26 protein-coding genes are annotated in these 23,650 nt (G+C 53.9%); 17 read left to right on the forward strand and 9 right to left on the reverse strand.

Translation table 11 applies throughout. The features are described 5' to 3' along the window. Positions 1 to 343 precede the first annotated feature (343 nt). On the forward strand, positions 344 to 679 hold the full coding sequence (locus XYCOK13_RS04460; protein ID WP_213410687.1) for a hypothetical protein: 336 nt from the start codon (positions 344 to 346) through the stop codon (positions 677 to 679). Positions 680 to 783: 104 nt separating this feature from the next. Further along, the gene (locus XYCOK13_RS04465) at positions 784 to 1,299 is read left to right on the forward strand and encodes a hypothetical protein (protein ID WP_213410688.1); all 516 of its coding nucleotides are present in this window, start codon (positions 784 to 786) and stop codon (positions 1,297 to 1,299) included. A 207-nt stretch (positions 1,300 to 1,506) separates the two neighbouring features. On the opposite strand, the gene XYCOK13_RS04470 is transcribed toward XYCOK13_RS04465, so the two are convergent. Beyond that, entirely contained in the window at positions 1,507 to 2,148 is a 642-nt protein-coding gene (locus XYCOK13_RS04470; protein ID WP_244864993.1) for a DsbA family oxidoreductase, read from the reverse strand. 112 nt (positions 2,149 to 2,260) lie between these two features. On the opposite strand from XYCOK13_RS04470, the gene XYCOK13_RS04475 reads away from it, so the two are divergent. The 7 genes from XYCOK13_RS04475 to XYCOK13_RS04505 all read left to right on the forward strand — a co-directional run bounded on the left by XYCOK13_RS04475 (position 2,261) and on the right by XYCOK13_RS04505 (position 7,530). Beyond that, entirely contained in the window at positions 2,261 to 3,229 is a 969-nt protein-coding gene (locus XYCOK13_RS04475) for a TRM11 family SAM-dependent methyltransferase (RefSeq protein ID WP_244864994.1), read from the forward strand. Then, positions 3,226 to 3,906, forward strand: a complete 681-nt coding sequence (locus XYCOK13_RS04480) for an SAM-dependent methyltransferase (RefSeq protein WP_213410690.1) — start codon at positions 3,226 to 3,228, stop codon at positions 3,904 to 3,906. Before XYCOK13_RS04475 ends, XYCOK13_RS04480 begins: the two co-directional genes overlap by 4 nt. Before the next feature lie 79 nt (positions 3,907 to 3,985). Continuing rightward, entirely contained in the window at positions 3,986 to 5,158 is a 1,173-nt protein-coding gene (locus XYCOK13_RS04485) for a serine hydrolase domain-containing protein (RefSeq protein WP_213410691.1), read from the forward strand. 62 nt (positions 5,159 to 5,220) lie between these two features. Continuing rightward, positions 5,221 to 5,511 carry a hypothetical protein gene (locus XYCOK13_RS04490; RefSeq protein WP_213410692.1) on the forward strand — a complete coding sequence of 97 codons (291 nt, stop codon included), beginning with the start codon at positions 5,221 to 5,223 and terminating at the stop codon, positions 5,509 to 5,511. Between the two features lie 119 nt (positions 5,512 to 5,630). Continuing rightward, on the forward strand, positions 5,631 to 5,912 hold the full coding sequence (locus tag XYCOK13_RS04495) for a YqkE family protein (RefSeq protein ID WP_213410693.1): 282 nt from the start codon (positions 5,631 to 5,633) through the stop codon (positions 5,910 to 5,912). A gap of 154 nt (positions 5,913 to 6,066) precedes the next feature. Beyond that, positions 6,067 to 7,044 carry an aldo/keto reductase gene (locus XYCOK13_RS04500; protein ID WP_213410694.1) on the forward strand — a complete coding sequence of 326 codons (978 nt, stop codon included), beginning with the start codon at positions 6,067 to 6,069 and terminating at the stop codon, positions 7,042 to 7,044. Positions 7,045 to 7,173: 129 nt separating this feature from the next. Beyond that, on the forward strand, positions 7,174 to 7,530 hold the full coding sequence (locus XYCOK13_RS04505) for a hypothetical protein (RefSeq protein ID WP_213410695.1): 357 nt from the start codon (positions 7,174 to 7,176) through the stop codon (positions 7,528 to 7,530). Between the two features lie 208 nt (positions 7,531 to 7,738). On the opposite strand, the gene XYCOK13_RS04510 is transcribed toward XYCOK13_RS04505, so the two are convergent. Further along, positions 7,739 to 9,586 (reverse strand): ABC transporter ATP-binding protein, encoded by a 1,848-nt coding sequence (locus XYCOK13_RS04510; RefSeq protein WP_213410696.1) that lies wholly within the window; start codon positions 9,584 to 9,586, stop codon positions 7,739 to 7,741. 359 nt (positions 9,587 to 9,945) lie between these two features. Between XYCOK13_RS04510 and XYCOK13_RS04515 the strand changes: the two genes are divergently transcribed. Together XYCOK13_RS04515 and XYCOK13_RS04520 are read left to right on the forward strand one after the other, a co-directional pair. Then, positions 9,946 to 10,443: a MauE/DoxX family redox-associated membrane protein gene (locus tag XYCOK13_RS04515; protein WP_213410697.1), complete on the forward strand. Its 498-nt coding sequence runs from the start codon at positions 9,946 to 9,948 to the stop codon at positions 10,441 to 10,443. Positions 10,444 to 10,457: 14 nt separating this feature from the next. After that, positions 10,458 to 11,027, forward strand: coding sequence for a thioredoxin domain-containing protein (locus XYCOK13_RS04520; RefSeq protein ID WP_213410698.1), 570 nt, complete (start codon positions 10,458 to 10,460; stop codon positions 11,025 to 11,027). A gap of 52 nt (positions 11,028 to 11,079) precedes the next feature. Here XYCOK13_RS04520 and XYCOK13_RS04525 read toward each other — a convergent pair whose 3' ends face one another. Next, on the reverse strand, positions 11,080 to 11,697 hold the full coding sequence (locus XYCOK13_RS04525; protein WP_213410699.1) for a response regulator transcription factor: 618 nt from the start codon (positions 11,695 to 11,697) through the stop codon (positions 11,080 to 11,082). 253 nt (positions 11,698 to 11,950) lie between these two features. On the opposite strand from XYCOK13_RS04525, the gene XYCOK13_RS04530 reads away from it, so the two are divergent. Then, positions 11,951 to 13,021: a LacI family DNA-binding transcriptional regulator gene (locus XYCOK13_RS04530; protein WP_213410700.1), complete on the forward strand. Its 1,071-nt coding sequence runs from the start codon at positions 11,951 to 11,953 to the stop codon at positions 13,019 to 13,021. 129 nt (positions 13,022 to 13,150) lie between these two features. Here the strand turns inward: XYCOK13_RS04530 and XYCOK13_RS04535 are convergent, their stop codons facing one another. The 4 genes from XYCOK13_RS04535 to XYCOK13_RS04550 all read right to left on the reverse strand — a co-directional run bounded on the left by XYCOK13_RS04535 (position 13,151) and on the right by XYCOK13_RS04550 (position 16,961). Next, a complete protein-coding gene (locus XYCOK13_RS04535; protein WP_213410701.1) occupies positions 13,151 to 13,984 on the reverse strand; it encodes a sugar phosphate isomerase/epimerase family protein in 834 nt (277 codons plus the stop codon). Positions 13,985 to 14,088: 104 nt separating this feature from the next. Continuing rightward, positions 14,089 to 14,883, reverse strand: coding sequence for an ABC transporter ATP-binding protein (locus XYCOK13_RS04540; protein ID WP_213410702.1), 795 nt, complete (start codon positions 14,881 to 14,883; stop codon positions 14,089 to 14,091). Next, on the reverse strand, positions 14,883 to 15,800 hold the full coding sequence (locus tag XYCOK13_RS04545) for an ABC transporter permease (protein ID WP_213410703.1): 918 nt from the start codon (positions 15,798 to 15,800) through the stop codon (positions 14,883 to 14,885). The genes XYCOK13_RS04540 and XYCOK13_RS04545 overlap by 1 nt, the downstream gene beginning before the upstream one ends. Before the next feature lie 69 nt (positions 15,801 to 15,869). Then, positions 15,870 to 16,961, reverse strand: a complete 1,092-nt coding sequence (locus tag XYCOK13_RS04550; RefSeq protein WP_213410704.1) for an ABC transporter substrate-binding protein — start codon at positions 16,959 to 16,961, stop codon at positions 15,870 to 15,872. Between the two features lie 276 nt (positions 16,962 to 17,237). Between XYCOK13_RS04550 and XYCOK13_RS04555 the strand changes: the two genes are divergently transcribed. Next, positions 17,238 to 18,026 carry an SDR family oxidoreductase gene (locus tag XYCOK13_RS04555; protein WP_213410705.1) on the forward strand — a complete coding sequence of 263 codons (789 nt, stop codon included), beginning with the start codon at positions 17,238 to 17,240 and terminating at the stop codon, positions 18,024 to 18,026. A 28-nt stretch (positions 18,027 to 18,054) separates the two neighbouring features. Then, entirely contained in the window at positions 18,055 to 18,729 is a 675-nt protein-coding gene (locus XYCOK13_RS04560; protein WP_213410706.1) for an ankyrin repeat domain-containing protein, read from the forward strand. A gap of 389 nt (positions 18,730 to 19,118) precedes the next feature. On the opposite strand, the gene XYCOK13_RS04565 is transcribed toward XYCOK13_RS04560, so the two are convergent. Further along, a complete protein-coding gene (locus XYCOK13_RS04565; protein WP_213410707.1) occupies positions 19,119 to 19,691 on the reverse strand; it encodes a TetR/AcrR family transcriptional regulator in 573 nt (190 codons plus the stop codon). A 3-nt stretch (positions 19,692 to 19,694) separates the two neighbouring features. Continuing rightward, positions 19,695 to 20,408 carry an MBL fold metallo-hydrolase gene (locus XYCOK13_RS04570; RefSeq protein WP_213410708.1) on the reverse strand — a complete coding sequence of 238 codons (714 nt, stop codon included), beginning with the start codon at positions 20,406 to 20,408 and terminating at the stop codon, positions 19,695 to 19,697. A gap of 249 nt (positions 20,409 to 20,657) precedes the next feature. On the opposite strand from XYCOK13_RS04570, the gene XYCOK13_RS04575 reads away from it, so the two are divergent. The 3 genes from XYCOK13_RS04575 to XYCOK13_RS04585 all read left to right on the forward strand — a co-directional run bounded on the left by XYCOK13_RS04575 (position 20,658) and on the right by XYCOK13_RS04585 (position 23,377). Beyond that, positions 20,658 to 20,963 (forward strand): chromate transporter, encoded by a 306-nt coding sequence (locus tag XYCOK13_RS04575; RefSeq protein WP_213410709.1) that lies wholly within the window; start codon positions 20,658 to 20,660, stop codon positions 20,961 to 20,963. Positions 20,964 to 21,181: 218 nt separating this feature from the next. Continuing rightward, on the forward strand, positions 21,182 to 22,174 hold the full coding sequence (locus XYCOK13_RS04580) for a LacI family DNA-binding transcriptional regulator (protein ID WP_213410710.1): 993 nt from the start codon (positions 21,182 to 21,184) through the stop codon (positions 22,172 to 22,174). Positions 22,175 to 22,381: 207 nt separating this feature from the next. Continuing rightward, positions 22,382 to 23,377 carry an aldose 1-epimerase gene (locus tag XYCOK13_RS04585; protein ID WP_244864995.1) on the forward strand — a complete coding sequence of 332 codons (996 nt, stop codon included), beginning with the start codon at positions 22,382 to 22,384 and terminating at the stop codon, positions 23,375 to 23,377. Positions 23,378 to 23,650: the final 273 nt, after the last annotated feature.

Raw genomic sequence — 23,650 nt, forward strand, 5'->3', positions numbered from 1 at the left:
TCAATTGCTGCCCTCGGGACCGGGACAGGCATCGAATGGGCGCAATAGGACCAATCCGTTCCGCTGTTCATCGGCAGTTTGGTATTGCGTGAAAATAAGACCCCAAACTCCCGGTATAAAAATCCCGAAGCAAACCGATTCATGTTCTCAGCTCAATACAAGCGGTGAACGATCGCATAGATCGGGTTCAGCCCGGGGCGCATACCAGCCAAGCCCCCTGTTCCGATGGGCCGATCCTGCTTCCATCTGCATACTGGCGGAAATCTGAGGTTAATCTAAGCAGGATGAACGTATCCGATTGAGCCAGCATTCCCCCAATAGCTAGAAGGAGGCTGACAATCACATGAACAAATCTATGGTGGTTTCGATCTTGCAGGACTTGTCCGCCTATCGGCAGCAGCTGCCCACGAACGTTTGCGAACTCGCGGATAGGTTAGAGCAAACGGTGCAGGCATATTCCGAGCAGCAGTTCGAGATGGCAACCGATCACGCCGTTGCCGAACCGGCATCCGAGCAGGCAGCGCAACCGCACGCCCCTGACACCCTAGTCAATGAACTGTATACCGAGTTGAATGAATATGCGCAATCCATCCGTCAGCATGCGGAACATGAAGAGCTGCAATCGATTGTTAGCCGATTGCGCGGTCAAGTCAGCACGTACGACAGAGACTTTCCCTAATATTCGTGCAGATCATCTGCGGAGGAGAGTAACAGCGGCCGCCATGCAGACAGCACAAGAATAGGTCTCTGCATATTCTATATAGGAAGGAGGATTCAAAACGAATGAATGGCCAGTCGACTATTTCACAGCATATTGAGCAAGCGCGGTCGATGCTTCGCCAGCTGCCAGCCGATATGTCCATCCATACCTTGCAAACGGCATTGGACGATCTGGCGCAGACGTGGGATGCCGTCAGCCATACGGGAACACCTGAGCAGCAAGCGGAGCAATATCCGACGCTGCGTTTCGGTCTGCATAAGCTGACTGAACTGGTAGATGACTTGCAGTCCGCATGGGCGGAGAAATACAGACAGGAGGCAGGAGAGGAAAAGGACATGCTTGAGCAGCTGACGGAAGAGGAGCAGCGCAGCCAAAATCCGATCGCCTACGAAAGCAAAAGCACATATCATGTGATCGGACAAGTGCGTTCTATTCTCACAGACATCAATGCCAAGCTGCTGGATATGAGAGGGGAAGCGGAGCACCAGGCGCTCAGGCATCAACAACCCGGCGAGAGCGGCCGCATCCCTGCATACATGAGGGAAACCGATCCGGCTCCCCCGACATTGTCTCCTTAAGACAGACGAAATTTGAACAACTGGAGCAGTCCGGCTGTTCGGCTAAAGTTACCAAATGATGACATGCAAAGTGACGGGCGATGGAGCATCCATTCCATCTGCCCGTCATGCTGCATAATAGGGGTGTGCGGAAGCAGCGCGATCGCCATGTCTGTTCAGTAGACAGTCTGCCGGCATCCCATCGCTTCTCTATCTTAACCGGGCGGCCTAGGCTTCTCCCGAGGATTGCTGCAGCGCGTCGAGAAACACGTCTACCGATTGGGCGCCGGTGACCGCCAGCTTGCGGTTCAGCAGGAAGAAGGGCACTCCCCTTACCCCCAACTGCTGGGCGGCATGCTCATCCGCCCGAACCGCATCAGCGAAGTCGCTGCCGGCAAGCATAGCGGCGGCGGCCTCCGCATCCAGCCCGATCTCTCCGGCCAGAGCAGCCAGCTGTGCCGGCTCCCCTACATGCTTCGCTTCCGTGAAATACGCCTGGAACAGACGATCCGCCATTTCGGCTTGCTTGCCCTGCGTGGACGCCCAATGTATCATACGGTGGGCATCGAACGTATTGGTCAGCACCATGCCGTCGAAATCAAAGGCAAGCCCGACCTCCTTCGCCATCTGAGCGACATTGTCGTTCATGCTCTTCGCTTGCTCGCGGCTCATCCCGTATTTGGCCGCCAGCATGTCATGCACATCCTGGTCGATATCCCGCTCGGCGCGAGGGTCCAGTTCGTAGCTTCGGTAAATCACTGTCACGGATTCGCGCTTCGGAAATTGCTTGAGCGCCGCTTCGAACCGTGTTTTGCCGATATAGCAGAACGGACACATAATATCCCACCATATTTCCACTTGTATAGACATGAGGCACCTCGCTATTTTTTTATTTGAATGGACATAGGGTTTACCTCGATTATCGCGAATATGATACAATCTGTCCATAAACTTTATGCAAATACATAGTAGCGGGGGCGGCATGTCAACATATCTGTACACGTATGCTCGCCATGAAGATGAGCGGGATTTTTGCAGCCTGAAGCTGCGCACTTTGTTTCGGAGCGATTATATCGAGTCCGACAACGGACAGGCTTTTGTATCGAAGCGGGGGATCGATCCGGGCCGCAGCCCGTTTCTGAAGGAACAGCTGCAAATCGTCTGCGCAGACAGCGACCTGGATGAATTGGCCCGGCAAGTGGGGGCGTGCCGGATAGAGACGGCAAGCTTCAAGGTGCAGTACATGAAGACAGGGCAGGATGTGCCATATGCCGAGAGGCGCGACGCAGAGCGAGTGGTAGGCTGGCAAGTTCGCGGAACAGCAGAAATGAAAAATCCTGATAGGGTGTTCGGTCTTGCCAGATGGGAGAGTCGCTGGCTGTTCGGCCCTTATCGCGCTGGCGAAGCAGCTTGGCTTCGGCATGCAGACAAGCCGCAGCAGTACTCCACAGCGTTAAGCGTCCGGACAGCGCGCGCGCTTGTGAACATGGCCGCGCCGGATGCGCGCATCCGAAGGCTGGTGGACCCGTGCTGCGGAATCGGCACTGTTCTGCTTGAAGCGCTCTCGCTTGGCATGGATATCCGGGGATTTGACCGCAATTGGATGGCGGTGCACGGCGCGCGGCGCAACCTGGCTCATTTCGGCTATCCGGATGTGGTGCAAGTAGCGGATATCCGCGGGCTTGTTGGCGAATATGATGCAGTCATCCTGGACCTGCCCTACAATCTGCTGTCCAAGCAGTCCGAACAGGAGCTCGCGCAAATGCTGAAGGCGGCGCGGCGGCTTGCGCCTCGTGCCGTCATCGTTTCCATCGGACGCATCGAAGAAGCATTGGACGAGGCGGGCTGGCATACACTCGATCAGAGTGTATGGAAAAAATCTTCCTTTGTCAGACACATATGGGTATGCGAGCGCTTCCGCCACGATGAACCGGGAGCTGCCGGCACATGAGCATATCCATAGCGGTAGGCGCGTCGGACGTCTTGGCGGAAATAGCGGGGAACGACATCCCGATGGGCGCAGCGATTGCGTATGGCGTGACCATCCTGCTCCTGATTTCGGGACTGTTGTCCATTGTCGGATATACAGTATGGAATGGCATTTCGCCGATGCCGTCCTCGAAGGCTGCCCGCGTCGCTGTGGCAGGAGAGGTGGATCGGCTCATACGCGCTGGCGCACTGAGCGAAGGGGATGTGATTGTGGACGCCGGATCGGGCTGGGGACACTTGGCCTTCTATCTGGCCCGGCGCTTTCCGCAGCTTTCTGTCGTTGGGGTGGAGAACTCGCTTCTCCCTCTGGCTGTGTCGCGCCTTGCGCGCGGCCTGACTGTCAGCACGAATGTGGCGTTCCGGAGAGGCGATTTGTATCAGCAGGACTATACGGAAGCGAAGCTGGTGGTCTGCTATCTGTATCCGGGCGCGATGGATCGCATGCGGCGCACGATCCATGCCGCCCGAGTTGGAACCGGAGCGAGAGAATGCTTGCTCATCAGCGTGGGCTTTGCGTTTCGGGGCGTTCCTGCCGAGCGTACAACAGCTTGCCGGGATATGTACCGGACGCCAATATACCTGTACCGCTTGATCGCAATGGCCGGAATGGAGCAGGAAAACAAATCCAATCCCTGTTAAGTTGGTCATGAAAGAGATAGGAGTTTGCAGCGTGTTCAGGTATAATAGGAAAAAAAGGGGAGAGGAGATCGAACTTGTCATGCGGATATGGATGGAGGCCCTTCACCGTTCGCACAAACGAAGTGCGCTGGGGGTTTGGCTGCTTGTGGCCGTTGCCTTGTCAAGCTGCGGCAATCAGACACCATCTGCTTCTACAACACCGGTGGAGCCCTTCTGGCAATCGGCCGATTCGGCTCAAGATGTTTTGGATAAAGAGGAGCTTGCCCGTATCGAGGAGGCCATCGCCCAGTTTGGGGGTAAAATCAACAGCGTGCTGATGATGCGGAACGGCCAGCTGATCTACGAACAATACTTTCATCAGACAAGCGCCGATACCCCGTATCGGGTCTATTCCGTATCCAAAAGCATCCTCTCTGCGCTTGTCGGCATTGCCATACAGGAAGGCTATTTGTCCGGAACCGATCAGCGCATTGCGGAATTGCTGCCCAAGCGGTTCGAAGGGCGAAGCGAGCCGGAATTGAAGCAGCTGACAGTTGAGCATCTGCTGACGATGACCGGCGGCTTGCAAGCGATCGATCCGATCATCAGCGAGTGGTACAGGAGCCGAAGCTGGGTCGATTTCGTACTGGACCAGCCGGTGCTGGCCGAACCGGGGACGCGCTTCGACTACAACACCGGCTTGACACATCTTCTCTCCGCTGTGCTGACGGAAGCGGCAGGCGTTTCGACGAAGGAGCTGGCTGACAGACATTTATTCGGCCCGATGCAAATTGAAAATTATGTTTGGGAAAAGGACGCAGAAGGCTATTACGTTGGGGGAACAGCCCTGTCCATGACGACACGCGATATGGCGAAGTTCGGTTACTTGTACCTGAACCGGGGTCGATGGGAAGGCGAGCCGCTTATTCCGGAGGAATGGATTGAGCAATCTCTCACCCCTCGTCCTGCATCGCCGGATTATGGATATCTGTTTTGGCTGGAGGAGCTGGAGGACAGCTCCGAACGTAAACTGCAAACATATGAAGCCAACGGCTATGGCGGCCAGCATATTCGAATCGTCCCTGCGCTTGGGGCCGTGATCGTCGTTACGTCCAATCCTAGTGTGTCGCCAGCTAATGCCGACCGCTTGATTGACGAATATCTTGTGCCGGCATTGGCCGAACATCCGCCGAAAGTTCTTAAGCCGGTGCGCAGGCTGGCGCAATGGCCAGCGCCGCAGATGATAACAGCCTGGGCAGATCGGTGGCTCTGACAGACTGAAAGCTTCCCCATTAGGCTATCCTAATCGGAGACAGAAGGAAAGGAGCGATTCCAATGGCAAGGAACGACGAGGAGCAGCATTCCCGATCCAAGCAAGCCGACGTGGAGCAAGAACTGTTCGAGCGTCTCACAGCCGGCGAAATGGAGGAACGGAACAAGGAAGAGCAGGCGACTGCCATTCTTCCTCCCAAGTATGAGGTGCGGATTCAAGCGGACTGCGAGCCGGTAGCGGAGGAAACCAAGCTGTACCGAACGATGGCGCGAGAGCTGGATGACCGTTATGATAAATATATGAAGGAAGATGCTCCATCTCCGTCATCCAGGCAGCCGGGCAAGTCCGAATAATAGACAAGCCCTTTCCTTCGTTGATTCGCGGGAAGGGGCTTTTTATCCTTAAGAGGAGCGCGAGTTTATGCAACCGGTTCGAGTGTGACGGCATGGGAGAGGGAAAGAGGTGAAGAGCGGTGGCGAAGAAAAAGAAGCAGCGCCCGGGGTCCGGTTCACCTTCTGGTCGGCCGCAGCAGCCTGGAACTGATGCGCAAGCGACCTTGAAGGAACGGCTGTCCGGGGAAGTGCTTGACAAGCTAAAGCTGCAGGCACAGGAATGGAAAAAGGAAGAAGCGGCCCGCAAGGAGCAGGAAAGGCAGCGCAAGGAAGAGGAGCGGCGGGCTGAGCAAGAGCGGTTGGAAAATGATTTTGCCTACTTGCTGAACAACAGCAATGCGGATTGGCGCAAGTTTAAATAGGGTGACTGCATGGAGCAAGGCACGTTCCTCCAAGTGACGAAAGTCCGAACAGTTACCCCGTTGTTACTTAGTGAAGCGGAGGTAAGTTCTTTTGATCGATCGTCCGGAAAGGTATAATGGAAGGGTATAGAAAAAGTTGGGAGGAACGTATGCGATGAGCGTTATGCCACTTGAAAAAAGAGGGATCGCCACAAGCCGTCTTGTGATGGGCAATATGCCGTTCGGCGGCGCCTGGAATCATGATCCCGTCACCAAGGAACAGGTGCTGGAAGCGGAGAAGGCGGTAGATGCCGCGCTTTCGATCGGCATTACGATGTATGATCATGCGGATATTTATACCCGCGGCAAGGCGGAGCAAATTTTCGGCCAAATCCTTAAAGCAAGGCCTGGATTGCGTGAGCAGATCGTGCTGCAATCCAAGGTAGGCATTGTCCTAAGCGAAGGCAAAGTGCCGGGGCACTTCAATTTTTCCAAGGAGCATATTTTGAAAAATGTTGATGGCACGCTGGAGCGGCTGGGCATTGACTATCTCGACGTGCTGCTGCTGCATCGTCCCGATCCGTTGATGGAACCGGAAGAAGTCGCCGAGGCATTGGCCAAGCTGAAAGCGGCGGGCAAGGTGCGGTATTTTGGCGTTTCGAACATGAACGTTGCCCAGATCGAATTTCTGCAGCAGGCTATTCCGGACCAGTTGTGCGTCAATCAGCTGGAAATGGGACTCGGTCGAGTAGATTTCGTTAATCAGGACGTATTTGTCAATCAGACAAAAGGGGTTCAGACGCACTTCTCCCCGGGACTGATGGAATACTCCCGCATGAAAAATATTCAGCTTCAGGCTTGGGGTCCGCTCGCGCAAGGAAGATTTTCGGGCAGAGCGCTGGACAATGAGCCGGAGCACATTCAGCAGACGGCGGAGCTGGTGAAGCAAATGGCACAGGATAAAGATACAACGGCCGAAGCCATTGTGCTTGGCTGGCTGATGAAGCATCCGGCGAAGATTCAACCGGTTATCGGCTCCACGAAGGCGGAACGCATATTGGCTTGCAAGGATGCGGAGCGCCAAGCGGAGCTGATGACGCGCGAGGAATGGTACACGCTTTACATGAGCGCGCGCGGCGAGAAGCTGTCTTAAGCAAATTTGTACAAGCACGGGAAGAAGCTGCTCGATTGCGGTATGAATCGAGCGGCTTCGTCATTTCTCATTGACTTCAACCTCCTATCATGTTAGAATGGGAACAAATATTCGCTAGGCGGTGGTTGGATGTCTGAACAGAAACTCAACCAGATCGAGCAGATGCTGAGTGATTTGATTCACAGTGTTGGAACATTGAAGGTGTTTTTTGAAGAAGAGAAGGAAGAGAACCAGCGCAGATTCGAGCAGATAGACAAGCGTTTTGAGCAAATTGATAAGCGTTTTGAGCAAATTGACAGGCGTTTTGAGCAAATTGACAAGCGTTTTGAGCAAATTGACAGACGTTTTGAGCATGTCGACAATCGCTTTGACGAGATGTTGGCAGAGTTGCGCGTCAATAAGGTCGAGCATGACTATATGGCTACCCGCTTGTTCCGTGCCGAGATGGAATTGGACAATCTGAAAGAGCAGCTAGCCAAGAAATAACGGTGCTCTTCTTCCTCAAGTACGCACATACTGAGCTTATGTTCTTTATACATGTCCTTGCACCTATGCAAGAAGAGAAGCTGTCCGATGGCGTATGCGCCCGGGCGGCTTCTTTTTGCTTTGATTGCCAAATCAGTATGGCAATTTCAAAATAGTTCCATGCGGGATGGGCTGCTGTTGGGATCGGCGGAGAGGGGGAGAAAGACGGCTAAATCGAAACGGCATTGGCAGGCGTGTGTTCGATTGATGCATACCACTTGGCCTGCATACGAAACATATGCGCATACTCCCCGTTGACGGAAAGCAGTTCTTCATGGGTGCCGCATTCCACAAGCCGCCCCTCCTTCATGACCAGGATCCGGTCCGCATATCGGCAGCTACCCAGACGGTGAGAGATGAAGATGGCCGTCTTGCCTTCCGCCAGTTCCAGGAATCGTTCGTAGACTGCTACCTCGGCCAAGGGATCGAGGGAGGCGGTCGGTTCGTCCAGCACGATGACGTCGGCATCTCGAATAAACGCCCGGCTGATGGCTATCTTTTGCCATTGTCCGTAGGAAAGATCTTGCCCGCCAAGGTAGAATGGGCCAATCTCGGTATCGTAGCCATTCCGAAGGGAACGGATAATCTCGTCAGCGCCGGATTTGGCGGCGGCTGCTCGAATGGCGTTCATGTCAGAGAGCTTGTCAATTTGCCCGATGGCAATGTTCTCTTTCGCTGTAAACGGATATTGGACAAAGTCCTGAAATACGGCGGTCACATGCTTGCGCAAATCGGTGCGGCTAATCTGCCGAATATCGATGCCATCATAGGCAATGTCCCCTTCATATTCGCTATATAACCCGAGCAGACACTTGACCAGACTTGTTTTGCCTGAGCCGTTGGCACCTACTATGGCTATTTTCTCTCCGGGCTGGATGTGGAAGGAAACCTGCTGCAAAGCAGGCGCCTGCTTGGTCGGATAATGGAGAGTCAATCCCGCAACCGTTATTTTCCCGTGACGGAAAGCGGAAGGGGGCATTGCAGCCGAATGTTCCTTTCTTTCATCCGGCTCGTCCAGGAACGATAATAGTGTGCTGGCAAAAAGAACATCTTCGTGTGCATTCGCAAGCCGGAAGGAGATGTCCTCGATCATTTTCTGTGTTTGAAGGACGGATTGCGTCAAGGCAACGTATTGGCCAATGGAGAGCCTGCCAAGATAGCCAATCCAAATCAACAAGGCGCTGATGCCCAGAACAATGACGCTTCCAAAACCTTCGAGCAAAAACAGCCAGCTTGCATTTTTCTTCTCCAGACGAAGCCTTTCCCGAGCATTGTCCTCAAATAGCTTGCTCCATTTATCCAGCAAGTAAGCCTGCAACTGGAATACGCGGATTTCTTTGGCTGCCTGACGGGAAATGAGCAGATTCAACAGATGGTCCAGCTTGCGCGCGTCCGGCGTCTGATGTAGCATCAGCTGGAAACGCATGCGGCTTAAAGCCGCATTTATCTTAGTGAAAGGATAAAGTATGAGGAGCATCCCCAATCCGAGTCCCCAATGCACGGCAAACAGAATAGCCACAAAGCTGATCAGGGTGATGGTATTTTTGCCGATATCGAACAGGCTGTCCGCCAGACGAACTGCGCGTTCGCCATGACCTTGTGATCGCTGCAAATCATCGTAAACGCGGGACGATTCATATTTCATCAAAGACAGGTTGGACGACTTCTCCATCATCAATCGGTCAACATGCAGCTTTGCCAGTTGAGAGATGCGCGAGAACTGGTAACTGTGGGCGGCATGGGCTCCTGCCTGCAGCAGGAACAAGAGCAGCTGCAGCAGCAAAGTATGAACAAGCGGGGAGGCTTGTTGTAGCTCGCCTGCAAAAAGCGATGCAGCCTGGTTGACGAGCCTCGTCGTCAAATACAGCTGCAGTACTGGGAGAAGCGATTGCACCGCTCTCAGCAGGAGCATGCCGACAAGGTCGGGCTTGGACCATGTCCAAAGATATTGCAGAATTCGCAGCAGGCAGCGAGTGAACGCTTTCACATCTAGTGTGTGTTCAGGTGTTGGTTTCATATATGATGGCTCCTTCCCATTAACCTGCTAGAGTGAGAAGAGGGCTCTGGCCAGAGCCCTCTCGTTCAGCTGTGTCTAGTTAGAGCATCTGATATCCATGTAGCAGCTGTAGTATCCGGGTCCAGCAGGGCAGCAGCGTCTAATATGAACGCAGTTTCCGGAACCGTAAACGCTCTCAACAAAGCACATCGCAAGCACACCTCCTTCCCTTTGAGCTTGTCCTCATTATAAGAGACAGCAATCCGACTGAAGAGGGCCAAATTTCATGATACATATGGTACGTATTAGAAAATATAGCCCTTTCAGGAAAATGATCCTCCGCATATAATCATACTCGAAGCACAGGGGAGGTGTAACGCATGTTCGCGATGGTATTTCTGATTGCGGTATTTAGCGTTTCGGCGTCAGCTAAACTATGGGATCGGACAAGTTTTCGCCGAACGCTGCAGGATTTGCAGCTTCCGTCCATTCTGGTCAATCTGGGCGTATTCGCAGTGCCGGCAGGAGAATGGCTCTTCGCGCTTCTGCTGCTCCCGAACAAGACAAGAATGGCAGGCTTGGCTGGATTGGGGGTCATGCTGCTGATCTTTAGCTGCGCTGCATGGCGAGCAAGCCGTCTGCGCCAACAGATTTCATGCAACTGCTTCGGCAATCTTGTACCAGAAACCTTCGGCTGGCATACGGCGGTGAAGATCGTGCTGCTCGGAATCGCAGTCGCTTATGCCATCGGACGGCCAATGGCTTCTGTCCATCTGTGGGAAATGCCGCTGCTGGAATTGGCTGCAGCTGGCTTGATTTCGTTTGCCCTCCTGCTGATGTACGCCTTGTGGCTAGTGATGAAGGAAAAACAGGTCTGAAAGGAGAGAATGTGATGTCGGAATTGTTTTTTGTCTCTTACTTTGTCCTTTGGGGGCTGGTGCTCGTCGGTGCAGCAGCGATCATTCAGCTTTTCAAGCGGACAGCCCAGCCGATGCGCGGAGAGACAATTCGCAAGGATATCCTTGCTGAGAGCGAACGAGGCATACCGGCTGGACAAGTCTTCCCCAAGTCGGAATTGGCAAGCATCAACAAGGGGATAATGCCCTTGCAGGGAAGTGCGGCGGATACGGTGCTGCTGATCACCTCCGTAGCCTGTCAGGCATGCGAGGGGATCTATACGCATATTCCGGCTTTTCTTCGCAAAAATCCAGGATTGAAGCTGGCGCTTCTTATCGATGGGGCAGAAGAAGAAATCAGAGATAAGCTTGGCCGGTTCGAGCTGGATGTTCCCGTTTATGCGATTCAGCCCTATGATTTTGCGGAATTAAGCATTACGGTATTTCCGTTCGGTTATTATCTGAGGAACGACGGGACTGTAGCTGCCAAAGGGGTAGTAAGTGCACCGGAGCATCTTGAATTGTTGATGAAGCATAAAGACAGGGCGTGGAAAGCTGCTGGTTGAGTCGAGGATGCCCAGGCGGGCTAGCTGTGCTGCCTTGATAATGAAGGGACGGCTAGCCTTTTGCTCGCAACTTGCGATTCAGACTTTTGACATGATTGCGCACCGTATAATAGGAAGTTACTAGCCGATCGGCAATCTCCGCTGTTTTCAAGCCTTGCTCCCGCAATGCGAACACTTTTCTTTCCGTTGGCGTTAAGCTCTGGAGTTGCAATTCCCGTATGAGTTCGGCAGAGATATCACCATCAATATAGGTTCTTCCCGCTGCCGCTGTACGAATGGCATCCCCCAGCTCATTCAGATGGTGGAGCAAGATGACGTGTTCGGCTCCATTACGCACCGCTTCCAGAATGGCATCGATGCCAGGATGGTCAATGAGCAGCATACAGGCTGCTTCCGAGAAGCGATGGCGAATCTCCTTAATCATCGTATTGCTGGTTGTCTGGCTTCCTTCCAAGTTGGAATCAATCAGGACGACATGGCAACTTGCGGCCTCCATGCAGTGTCTGACCTCCTGCTTTGTTGTGGCTATCCCAGAAATCCAAATATGCTCCTCGATTGAAATCGCATCCACCAGCTGTCTGACCCGCAGCGGATTCGTTTCGACAATAACTACATCAATTCGTGTTAATACTCTTCTAGGCGAATAGACGAGACCCTTGTTCCCATACATAATCCTCCTCCTTTACCCACAAAGCTCCGGTGCGAGAAAACGGCAACCTCGCGGCTCCCGACTAAATTATACCATAATTAACTATGGAATTTTTGTTTATGCCTGCATGAAGATAACGCCAACCTAACAAAAATCGTTTTCTCGTTAGCGATTCGCCTAACATGCAGCAAGAATCGACGATTTGTTATGACAGGGTGGGGGAAGCGTGCTATAATAGGTTCAATGTGAGAAAAATGGGTTGGTGTCTAATGCGATGACAAAAAAAATAACGATGCAGCAAATTGCGGATCATCTGGGTGTCTCCAAATTCGTCGTGTCCAAGGCGTTATCGGGCAAAGGCGGGGTCAGTGAGTCAACCAAGGAACGGGTCATACAAGCCGCTTCCCAACTAGGTTATTTCGCCCAGAAGAACGCCTACATGAAAAACGTCCGCAGGGATGTTCCGACTGCGGGAGCTGGCGGGAACAAGCAATCCGTGCTTGTCCTCATGCCGAACATTCGCTTTCAAACACGGGATTCGCTCTATTGGGGCAAGATTTTGGACGGCATCTCCGCCAGGCTGGAGGAAATAGGGCTCGGGATGGTCATTATCTCCGAACAAAGCATTGACCACTTCCTGCATATCTTGAATCCGAACGGCATACTGGGGCTGATCGGCGTAGGTGAAATCTCCACCTCGCTGCTGCTGGAGGTGCACCGGATCGGCCTGCCGATGGTGCTCGTCGATCATGAGGACCCGCTTATTCCTTCCGACACGATTTTCGTCAACAACTATGATTGCATGAGCCGCTTGACGAAGCATTTAATAGGAATCGGTCATAAACGGATGAATTTCATAGGGAACGCGCGTTATTCAAGGAGTTTTCACGATCGATGGATCGCCTTCCGCAGCGTGCTGGAGGAGAATCAGCTGCAAACCGATATGAAGGAAGAATGGCTGTTTCAGCTGGAGGGCATCCAGGACTTTCAGGAGCAAATCAAGCTATGGGCCATTCGGAAGCAGCGGGCAGGGCAGTTGCCAACTGCAGTGCTGTGCGCGAACGATATGATTGCCATTGATGCGGTGAACGCCTTCAACGAGCTGGGATTGGCCGTTCCGCACGACATTTCGGTAACGGGCTTTGACAATATCGAGGATGCCTACAGGACGAAGCCCGCACTTACGACGGTGAATGTTCCGAAGGAAGCGATGGGCAAAAAAGCAGTGGAGCAGCTGTTGCTGCGTATTGACAAAAAACAGGAGCCCTTGGAAAAAATCCTGATATTGGGCGAGGTCATCTACCGCGAATCCATCACCCGGCTCGTCCAGAAGCAGCACAGCTGAAAAAATGCAGGTTCCGCATAATTGCGGATCGTATAGACGTGACAATAGAAAAGGTCGCGAGCGCATGACGGAATGCTGGTCATGCCCGCGACCTTTTTTTGCAGTTGCAGGTGTATCGTACCTATACGGCTAAAGGCTGATCCCCAGCGAAGAGGCTTTCTGCCTGATGAAGCCGGCTGCCTGCCGATACTCTTCCTCGGAGGACAAATGCTCTACAATGAGCGGGGTATCGGGGTCCAGCTTGTTCATCTCGGTGAGGAACACCTCGTAATCGAGTTCGCCCGTTCCAGGCAGCACTTCGTCCAGGTGCACCGTCAGCTTACTGGCAAGCCGGATATCCTTGGCGTGCGCATTCTTGATAGAAGGACCAAGCTTGGCGAAGAAATCCTTCATCATTTCGCCATTGGCGGCGTAGATGCGCGGACTGCTGATCATGTTGACAGGATCAAAATGCACAGCGAATGCCTTCCGGTCAATAGCTTGAATAAGCTTCTGATACGTATCTGCCGAGTCGGGTATGATCCAAGGCATCGTTTCCAGCGTGTAGTACGTATGCTGCGGCTGGACAGAATCGATAATGTCCTGAGTCGTCTTGACGATCAGCTCGAATGTAGCTTCGGAGAAATTGTCCGGATGCGGCCCGTCCCACTTTGCCCCGCGGGAGCCGGCAATATTGACACAGCATCTGGCGCCAAGCTTCTCTGCCAGCTCCAGCTGGCGCTTGCAGAAGTCGATTGCCTGAATGCGCGTCGTTTCGTCCGGGCTGATCGGGTTGCTCCAGGCGCCTACCTCCGCAATGAGAATATCATGCGCCTCAGCCGCTTCCCGGTAAGCCTGAATCGTTGCATCGTCCGCATCGTGGCGTACCGGGCTTACAGCCGCGCGGTAGCCTTCCTGCTTCAGATATTGAATCCAGCTGTCCGGTGTTTGCTGTTCCACAAATACAGGTCCTGCCAATCGCATAACGCATGCTGCTCCTTCCTGCGCTGATTCATTTGCCTGTACCCGGAAGAGAGGAGCCGATGATTGATCGGCGGCAATCTGCCGGGTCAGACTAAGTCTGCCGATTATCCGAGCACGACGCGGTCGTCGGCCAGCTTGTGGCCGCTTATTTGCTCGAATTCGCTTAGCAGCTCTTCGATGGTCAAGGTCGCCTTGCGTTCCTCATTCACGTCGAGAATGATGCGGCCTTTGTCCATCATAATGAGGCGATTTCCCAGACGAATGGCTTGCTCCATGTTGTGAGTGACCATTAACGTGGTCAGCTTCATCTCACGCACGATTCGTTCTGTCAGCTGAGTAATCAGCTCGGCCCGCGCCGGGTCCAAGGCAGCTGTATGCTCATCGAGCAACAAAATTTGCGGACGGGTGAAGGTGGCCATCAGCAGGCTGAGCGCCTGTCTCTCGCCGCCTGACAGCAGGCCGACCTTGGCGCGCAGCCGATTTTCGAGCCCGATTCCCAATCGGCTCAGCTCTTCCTGGAAGAGCTTGCGCTTGCGGCTGCTGACGCCGAATTGGAAGCCGCGCCGCTTGCCGCGGGCATAAGCCATAGCCAGGTTTTCCTCGATCGTCATCGTAGGCGCCGTACCGGCCATCGGATCTTGGAATACGCGTCCGATCCAGCGGCTTCGTTGAAATTCCGGCAGATGGCTGATGTCGTTCCCGTCGATCCGAACCTCGCCTATGTCGGGCTTCAATACGCCGGAGATCAGGTTCATGAGCGTCGATTTGCCGGCCCCGTTGCTGCCGATTACCGTTACGAAGTCTCCCGGCTGAAGCTTGAGATTAACGCCGACAAGCGCAATCTTCTCGTCGGGGGTGCCGGGATTGAACAGCTTGGATGCCTGATGGATTTCTAGCATTAGCGTCCACCTCCGTTCGGATTCTGTGCGGTCAGGAGATCAGCAGCCCGTTTTCGGGCATAGCTCTTCTGTCGGAGAGAACGCTGAATCGACGGCAGGACGAGCGCAATGATGACGATGACTGCTGTAATCAGCTTCAGGTCAGACGATTCCAGCCATTCTACACGCAGCGCCAGCGCTACGACGATCCGATAGACGATGGAGCCGAGCACGACAGCGATCGTGGCGCGGATCACTGTCTTCGCCCCGAAGATCGCCTCGCCGATAATCACTGAAGCCAGTCCGATTACAATCATGCCGATTCCCATCGAGATGTCCGCAAAGCCGGACTGCTGGGCAATCAGCGCGCCGGAAACAGCCACAAGGCCGTTCGAGAGGCTGACACCGAGAATGGTCGTATTGTCCGTGTTGGCGCCAAAGCTGCGGATCATCCGGGCGTTGTCGCCCGTCGCCCGAACGGCTAGTCCCATATCGGTATGCAGAAAAGCGTCAATCAGAAACTTGATAAGCAGGATAAAGAGCACCAGAATAATAATGAGCGACAAGCGGGAAACATCGGGGAAGACAGTTTCCGATCCGTGTACGGAAATATTCGGCCTGCCCATGATCCGCATATTGATAGAGTGCAGGGCGATCATCATCAAGATACCGGACAAGAGTCCGTTAATCTTTCCTTTCGTATGCAGCAGGCCTGTGACAGCCCCGGCTGCGAGACCCCCGGCAAATGCGGCGACCATGGCAAGCCATGGCGAATAATCGGCCGCAATCATGACTGCAGCGATCGCTCCGCCTGTTGCAAAGCTGCCGTCTACGGTCAGATCGGGGAAATTCAAAATACGGAAGGTGATATAAACCCCGAGCGCCATCAGCGCGTACAACAGGCCAAGTTCCACCGCTCCCATTAATGAACCAATCATGATTTTGCCTCCTTCGACAAGAAAGGGAGTGGAAGAAAGGGCACATCCACTCCCTAATTGAATAAAGCTTTATTCGATAATGTTGTTTTCTGGATCTTGTACGTAGCCTTTCATTTCATCGGTTACTTCCAGCCCTTGCTCAGCAGCAGCGGACAGGTTCATGATAAAGTCCAGCTTGCTCGGCTTCGTAACTGGCAAATCTCCGATATTGGCTCCGTTCTTCAGCACCTCGACGGCCATTTCGCCAGCTTCGTATCCGTGGTCGTAGTACTTGAAGCCGACAGTTGCGAATGCGCCAGCTTCGACTGTATCACGATCGCTGGAGAAGAAAGGAATGTCGTTGTCGTTAGCTACCTGCACGATGCTGGCAACGGCGCTGACTACACTGTTGTCAAGCGTAATGTAGATAGCGTCTGCGCGGCCAATCAGCGATTCGGCAGCCTGCTTCACTTCCGAAGTGTTGGTGACAGCAGCGCGTACGAGACCAATGCCGTGCTCAGCCAGGTAAGCTTCTGCATGGCCGGCCATGACAACCGCATTCGGCTCGCCCTCGTTGATGACGATGCCGACAGTTTCCACATCAGGCACATGAGCGGCAATGAAGTCCATCAACTGCTTGATCGCCTCCGGGTTAGTGTCCGATGCGCCGGATACGTTGCCGCCAGGCGCTTCCAAGTTGTCAACGAGCTTCGCTTCCAATGGATCCGTTACAGCCGCGAACAGGACCGGAGAGTTCTGCACCTGCTGAGCAACGGCCTGCGCGGTTGGCGTAGCGATGGCCAGCACGAGATCCTGGCTTTGCGAAGCAAGCTTCTGAGCAATGGACAGGTTGTTTGTGGAGTCCGCTTGCGCATTGTTGAAGTCCACTTCGAGGTTTTCCCCTTCGATCAGGCCGGCGTCTGCCAGTGCGGCGAGGAAGCCTTCGCGGGTAGCGTCCAGAGACGGATGCTCCACGTATTGGGCAATGGCGATTTTGTATGATTCCGCAGGCTCGTCCGCATTGTTGGCTGCGCCATCGTTCGTGGATTCTCCCGCGTTGCCGCTAGTGGATCCCGTGTTGTTCGTGCCATTGCCTGTCCCGCCGTTGTTCGCCGATCCGCATCCTGCGGAGACGATCATGATTGCTGCCAGCAGAAGCGGCAGCCAAAGCTTCATCTTCATCTTTTTGTTTCCCCCTTATGATCTTGTTCTGTTTGTTTAATGCTTTTGTCGATAAAAGCATTAAAGCACAGCAGAATAAACAAACGGTTAATTCTGCAATTGAACGGTTTGTTTCTATCTTAAAGGGAGCTTTACGATTCGTCAATGTGGAAATAGTATGTAAGCTGGAGCCGGACCGGCAATGGTCAAGCCGTATCCGCACAACAACGCGGCATATGGTACAATATTGGAGATGGGCATACATACACTTTGAACAGGACAGGGAGGAATCTTTCGATGTCTTCATTAGATGGTAAACGTGCGCTGGTCTGCGCGGCCAGCCAAGGACTGGGCAAGGCCGTGGCCTTGAAGCTTGCGGCTGGCGGGGCCAAAGTAGCCATGTGCAGCAGAACGCTGGAACGGGTTGAGGCGGCTGCCTTGGATATTGAGGAGAGAACCGGAGTGCGTCCGATTGCGTTCGCGGCCGATCTGTCCAAGCCGGATGATGTAGAACGGTTGGTCAAGCAGACGATCACGCAGTTAGGCGGAATCGATGTGCTGGTTACGAACGCGGGCGGGCCGCCGGCGGGCCGATTTGAAGAGTTCGACGACGAAGCCTGGCAGCGGGCGCATGAACAGAACTTCCTTAGCGTTGTGCGCCTGATCCGGCAGGTGCTTCCGGGCATGAAGGCGCAGCAGTCCGGCTCAATCGTCAATATCATTTCGATGTCGGTCAAGCAGCCCATCCCCGGCTTGATTCTGTCGAATGCGTATCGTTCTGCAGTCGTGGGCATGGCCAAGACGCTGTCAGAGGAAATGGGCCCGTACGGCATTCGAATCAACAATGCAGCGCCGGGCCGCATTTACACGGAGCGTATCCAGCATTTGGACAAGGCTAAGGCAGAGAATGCGGGCGTAGCTATGGAGGAAGTGGCCAAGGCCGCAGAAAGTGCTATTCCGTTGGGCCGATCGGGCAAGCCAGAGGAGTTCGCCAGTGCTGTCGCGTTTTTATGCTCGGATGAGGCTTCCTATTTGACTGGCGTCACCCTGCAGGTGGATGGCGGCATGGTGAAGTCGCTGCTCTGATCTGTACGCGAAGAAAGGATGAATGGCAATGTTGGAACAATTGATGATCGCTGCCAAGGAAGGCGACACGGAAACGATGCGAATACTGCTGCAGGAGCATCCGGAATTGCTCCATGAAACAATGGAGAACGGGGAGAGCCCGCTTACTGCTGCCATGTACTATGGCCGTCGAAACAGTGTGGAGTTGCTGCTGCAATTGGGCGTGACTGTCACAGTTCACGAAGCAGCCATGCTGGGCGATGCTGACACAGTTGCCTATTTGCTTGACCAGGAACCGAGTCTTCTGGATACGTTCAGCTTCGATGGCTGGACGCCGCTCCACCTGGCCTGTTTCTTCGGCGGACATGAAGCGGCGGAACTGCTGATACAGCGCGGCGCGCAGCTGAACATAGCGTCGCAGAACGAGATGGCGAATTGCCCCATTCATGCGGCCGCTGCGGGCAAGCGAACATTAATCGTCAAGCTTCTGCTGGAGCATGGCGCAGACCCGAATGTGCAGCAGCATGGAGGCTGGACGCCGCTCCATCAGGCTGCAAACAATTTCGATGTCGGCATGGTGGAGCTGCTGCTGGCCTACCAGGCAGATCCGACAATTGCGGAAAAGGGCGGGATGACGCCAAGACAGCTTGCAGAGGAAAAGGGCTATGAGGAGATCATTGCGGCATTGGACAAGGGCATCGGGCAGAACGGCAGCACGCTATAATCGAAGCCTTCGCCCCAAGCGCCGTGTGAGACAAGCATCAAGCCGGCATGATTGTAAAGAAATTGTGAACACTCTGCATACCTTGGCTTGATCCGACTCATATTAAAGAGGCAGCGGTGATCGAAGAGAGGTGTGGTTCCGTTGAACGTGTCCACGCATCACCCGGTACTTCCCGAACGATTGGAAACGCGTTAGAACGTGCCTAGTCGCTTTGATGCAATATCGCTTTGTATTGCAAGAGGGGCATCAGGAGCACGCTTGAACGTTTCTGCCTGTAAGAGAAGCTTGCCAATTACGCTCACCGCTTGCGCAAAGTTCGCTCCTTGCGGATGAATGAAGGCTGTCCTTTCCGTCTTGCTGACGGAGAGGACGGCTTTCTTTTTATTTCCTCACTTAGGGACAGCATGCTGAATGCCTAGCAAAAACGTATCGATCAGACGCCGCAAGCTCTCATCCGCATCAAGCGGCATACCGAATCCTCCCTTGCTCTCTAGAGACGCAAAGCCATGAAGCAAGCTGCGGAGTCCGCGCACCGCATGAACCGCATCCTCACCCTCCAGTCCGCATTCTTGAAACTTCTCGACAACGAGCTCTAATGTCCGGTTGCCGGTCTGCTGCACATCGGCATCTGCAAAATCGGGCATGCGGAAGGTAGCCTCATAAAGTCCGGGGCGGCTCCTTACATAGTTGACATAGGCGTGGCTCATGGCGCGTATGGCGTCTGCGCCATGATGCTTGTGCGCAGCTTCGGCCATGACGCGATATAACTGGTCAATGCCGAGCAGGGTCAATTCTCGGTGCAGCCCGCTCAAGCCGTCGATATGATTGTACAGGGATGGCGTGCGGATGTTCAGCTTGCTGGCGAGACTGGCCAAGGTCACCGCATCGAATCCTTCCTGATCCGCCATCTCTGCAGCAGCCTGTATAATTGTCGGCAGGGTAAGCCCCATTCTGGGTGACATCGATTATCTTCCTCCTATCGCGCGCTTGGCCTCGTCTATGGCCTGCTCCATGGCACGCTCCGGCTGTTCCAGCATCGGTCCGTGCCCGACTGCCAGTAAAGCGGGGGAAAGGGCCAAGAGCTTCGCTGCGCTACGTATTGCGGCTTGCTTGTTCCAGGTAGCCATGGCCGGGAACGGGAAGCTTGGCTTAAGCAACCCCGCTACGGCTATGCCGCCTCTTGTCTGGAGTGCGTCTCCGGCGACGACGGCGCCAGTTCGCTCATCCAGGAAGGCCATAGAGCCGGGGGTGTGGCCGGGCACGGAAATCGCGGTCAAGGAACCGATGCGATCACCTTCCTTCAAGAGATGATCGGGCACGGTTGTGATCTTCTTCGGAATGCCGCCGCGAATCGGGAGCGGCGCTTCATCGGGGTCAAGGCTCAGATCTCCGGCCAGCAGCCGGGCATCTCGTTCCGAAATGGCGACGCTCGCCTCGGGAAGACGGCGCTTCAATGCATCCAGAGCGCCAACATGATCGGCATGGGCATGCGTCAGCACAATGCGGCGGATAGGCTTGCCGACTTGCCGGGCCGCCTGCAATATTCCTGAGGCGCTGTAGGGCAGAGCGGCGTCAATCAACGTAAGTCCGTCCTCTTCCTCCACGAGATAGCAATTGACGGGGAGCAGCCTGGGCATAAAGCTGATCTGATAAAGCGAATGAATGCTTGCCACACGCACGAACATCCAACCTTTCTCTGAAAACTAATAATATTAGTTTATGATAGCAAATCTAGTTTCGTTTCGTCAACATTGGACGATTAAAGGCGGCGCCCGAGGGGCAAACCTAACGGGCACACGTATATGCACATCAGACCCAGTGGAATAGTGGGCATGAGTGCGTCTTATGGGTTCTATATGAAATTGCAATAGATCATGATGGGAAAAAGTTCGATATGATGGATGAGAACGAGGACGGGAAGTGATCATATGTTCAGAAACAACAATGGGAAGCTCTTGCTGCAAATATGGATCACCTTCTTGCGGATTGGGTCCGTTACATTCGGCGGCGGGTATACGATCATAACGCTGCTGGAACGGGAGGCGGCAGAGAAGCGGAAATGGTTGAAAGCGAGCGAGATTGCGGACATCGTTGCGGTGGCAGGCTCCATTCCCGGTGGAATTGCCATCAATTCGGCGACCTTCGCAGGATACAGGCTCGCAGGAACTTTAGGCGCGATAGGCGCTTGCTCGTACCCGGTCAGGTGCGAGTTTTTTTCAATGTTCTATTTATAAATGGCTTATTTTTTGAAAACGATTTCATTGAAAAGTGAATAGATTAGAGGATGACCGAACTTTGCGGCAGAGGGTAGCGTCTATTAGCAGGAGAGGCATCTCCGCACCTCGGAATTTTTTGGTAAATGGGTGAGGGAAGGTTGCTTTTCCAGAAAAGTTGTGATATTTTGAAAACGATTTCAAATTGTTTGCTGCTTTTGTAAAGTGAGGGTTTGCTTGTGCGTAATGTGACGATTAAAGAAGTTGCCCAGGCGGCGGGAGTATCCACGGCCACCATTTCCCGGGTTTTGAATAAAAGCGGATATGTCAGCGAGGATGTGCGGCATCGGGTGCTGGAGACGGTGCGTCAGTTGAATTATCGGCCCAATGCCGTGGCCCGGAATTTGAAGCGGGAGCGGACGCATTGTGTGGGCTTGATTTTGCCCGATATGCGCAATCCGTATTTCATGAGACTTGCCCGAGAAGTGCAAGCGCTATTGTCTGTGCGCAATTATCATATTTTGTATACGGACAGCGGCGCTGATGCTGCCCGGGAACGGAGTGCCATCAATTTTATGCTGGAAAACCGGATCGAAGCGCTAGTGATAGCAGGAATGGGCAAAAATGCGGACAAGCTGCGGGAGGTTCAAGACCGCGGGGTGCCGCTGATTCTAATTGACCGCCGAGTGAACAACGTGGAGTCCGATATTATCATAGAGGACAATCGGGGTGCTGCGGAACGTGCGGTGAAGCTGTTGGTAGACAAGGGCCACCGCAAGATTGGCATTCTGTGCGGCCCGGCAGGAATCAGCACAGCGGACGAGCGGCGCGAAGGCGTGCAGGCCGCATTGGAGCGCGCGGGCTTGTCACCCGCCGATATGTTCTGGTATTCCGGGGATTTCTCGCGCTCGTCCGGACGCGAGGCTGCCCGCCAGATGCATCGTTTGCTGGAGCCTCCTACCGCTGTGTTCTCTGCGAATAATGAAATGACTTTCGGCCTGTATTTGGGCTTGAAGGAGATGGGACAGCCGCTCGATTTCTGGGAGGTTGCCTCCTATGGCGAGTTGGAATTTGCCCCGCTGTTTGCGAACCGTCTTGCTTACGTGAGACAAAATCCCGAGGCGCTTGGCCGTACGGCGGCGGAGCTGGTGCTGGAGCGGATAGGCGGCGCAGACCGCGGCATCGGGCTGCTTGAACAAATCGTGCTGACTCCGGACATCGTGTGCATGTAGAGTCCGAGTTGAGCTGTCGGATGAAATTCGTACGTCCCTCCGGTAATAAACGCAATTGGCCATAAACATAAGCAGGCCGCACTTGTGCCGCAGACGCCGTCCTCCATGGCAGCATTCGCGTATCGTGCCCGCATAGGCATAGCTGCAGCGATTATGGTATGCTAGGATTAGCAAATCATGGACTATTTTTCGGGAGGCGTCTATATCGTGAACAAACCTACTGCTTACCAAGGCGAATATCAAGGAGAACCGGCCATCTGGCTAACAAGCGGACGTTATGAAGCGGCTGTCCTGCCGAATATCGGCGCGAACATGATCGCGTTCCGCGATAAGGAGCAGGGCTATGCGTTCCTGCATGAACCGACACCGGAAGAGTTCGAATCCTTCAAGGAACGCCCGATTCTGCACGGCATACCGATTCTGTATCCGCCGAACCGGTATGAGGATGGGAAGATGGTGTGGGAAGGCCAAGAGTATACGCTGCCAATTAATGAGGAGGACACTAACAACCATATTCATGGATTTATCCATTACATACCTTGGCAGGTGGAGAGCTTTGCTGCCGATGAACGCACCAGTCACGTCACCCTGGCGCTGCGTGTCGATGAGAAGCATGAGGTTTACCGCTATTTGCCGCACAGCTTTACGCTTCGCTTGCGCTATACATTAAGCGAGCATGGCTTGCATCAGCAGGTCACCGTGCGCAACGAGGGCGCAACGCGCATGCCTTGGCTGCTGGCGTTCCATACCGCCATTAACGCTCCGTTTGCGCCAGGCAGTCAAGCGACCGATTATCGGATGAAGGTGACGATTGGCGACCGGTATGAGATGAGCAAGCGCATGCTGCCAACGGGCAGCATGCAACCGTTGAGCGAAGAGGAGCAAGCGATGAAGCAGGACGGGGTCTATCCATTCTACGCGCCGATGGACAATCATTATACGGCGGCGACCCAGGATGGCCGCAACCGGATGGAATTGACGGATACGCGTACGGGTGCGACGTTGGTTTATGATGCGGGCAGCGCCTACAAGCATTGGATGATTTACAACAATGGCGGCAAGGAAGGCTTCTTCTGCCCCGAGCCGCAGATCAATCTGGTCAATGCGCCGAACGTCAAGGGCATGCCGGCCGAGCAGATCGGCCTGATCGGCTTGGAACCAGGCGAGATCTGGGAAGAAACGAGCCGCCTGTACGTGAAATAAACGACTTGTTCTTTGCGGAGCCGGCCTGTCATTAGACGGGCCGGTTTTTTTACATCGCTTGGCCTGCTCAGATGGTGCAGCTGGCAGATTTGTGCGATTAGTGTACCTTTTACTATTAATTGAGGAAGGCAAGGTAATACTTAATAGTAATTCCGTAATAATTTAGCGATTTTCGATCCGTGTAAGCCAAAATTTATGAAGTTGCTACTATAAATAATTGGTACTGCTACATTGGCCCCTTGACCTTACTGAAATCAAACAATCCCAATGAAG

Source organism: Xylanibacillus composti (assembly GCF_018403685.1).
Lineage (GTDB): Bacteria > Bacillota > Bacilli > Paenibacillales > K13 > Xylanibacillus > Xylanibacillus composti.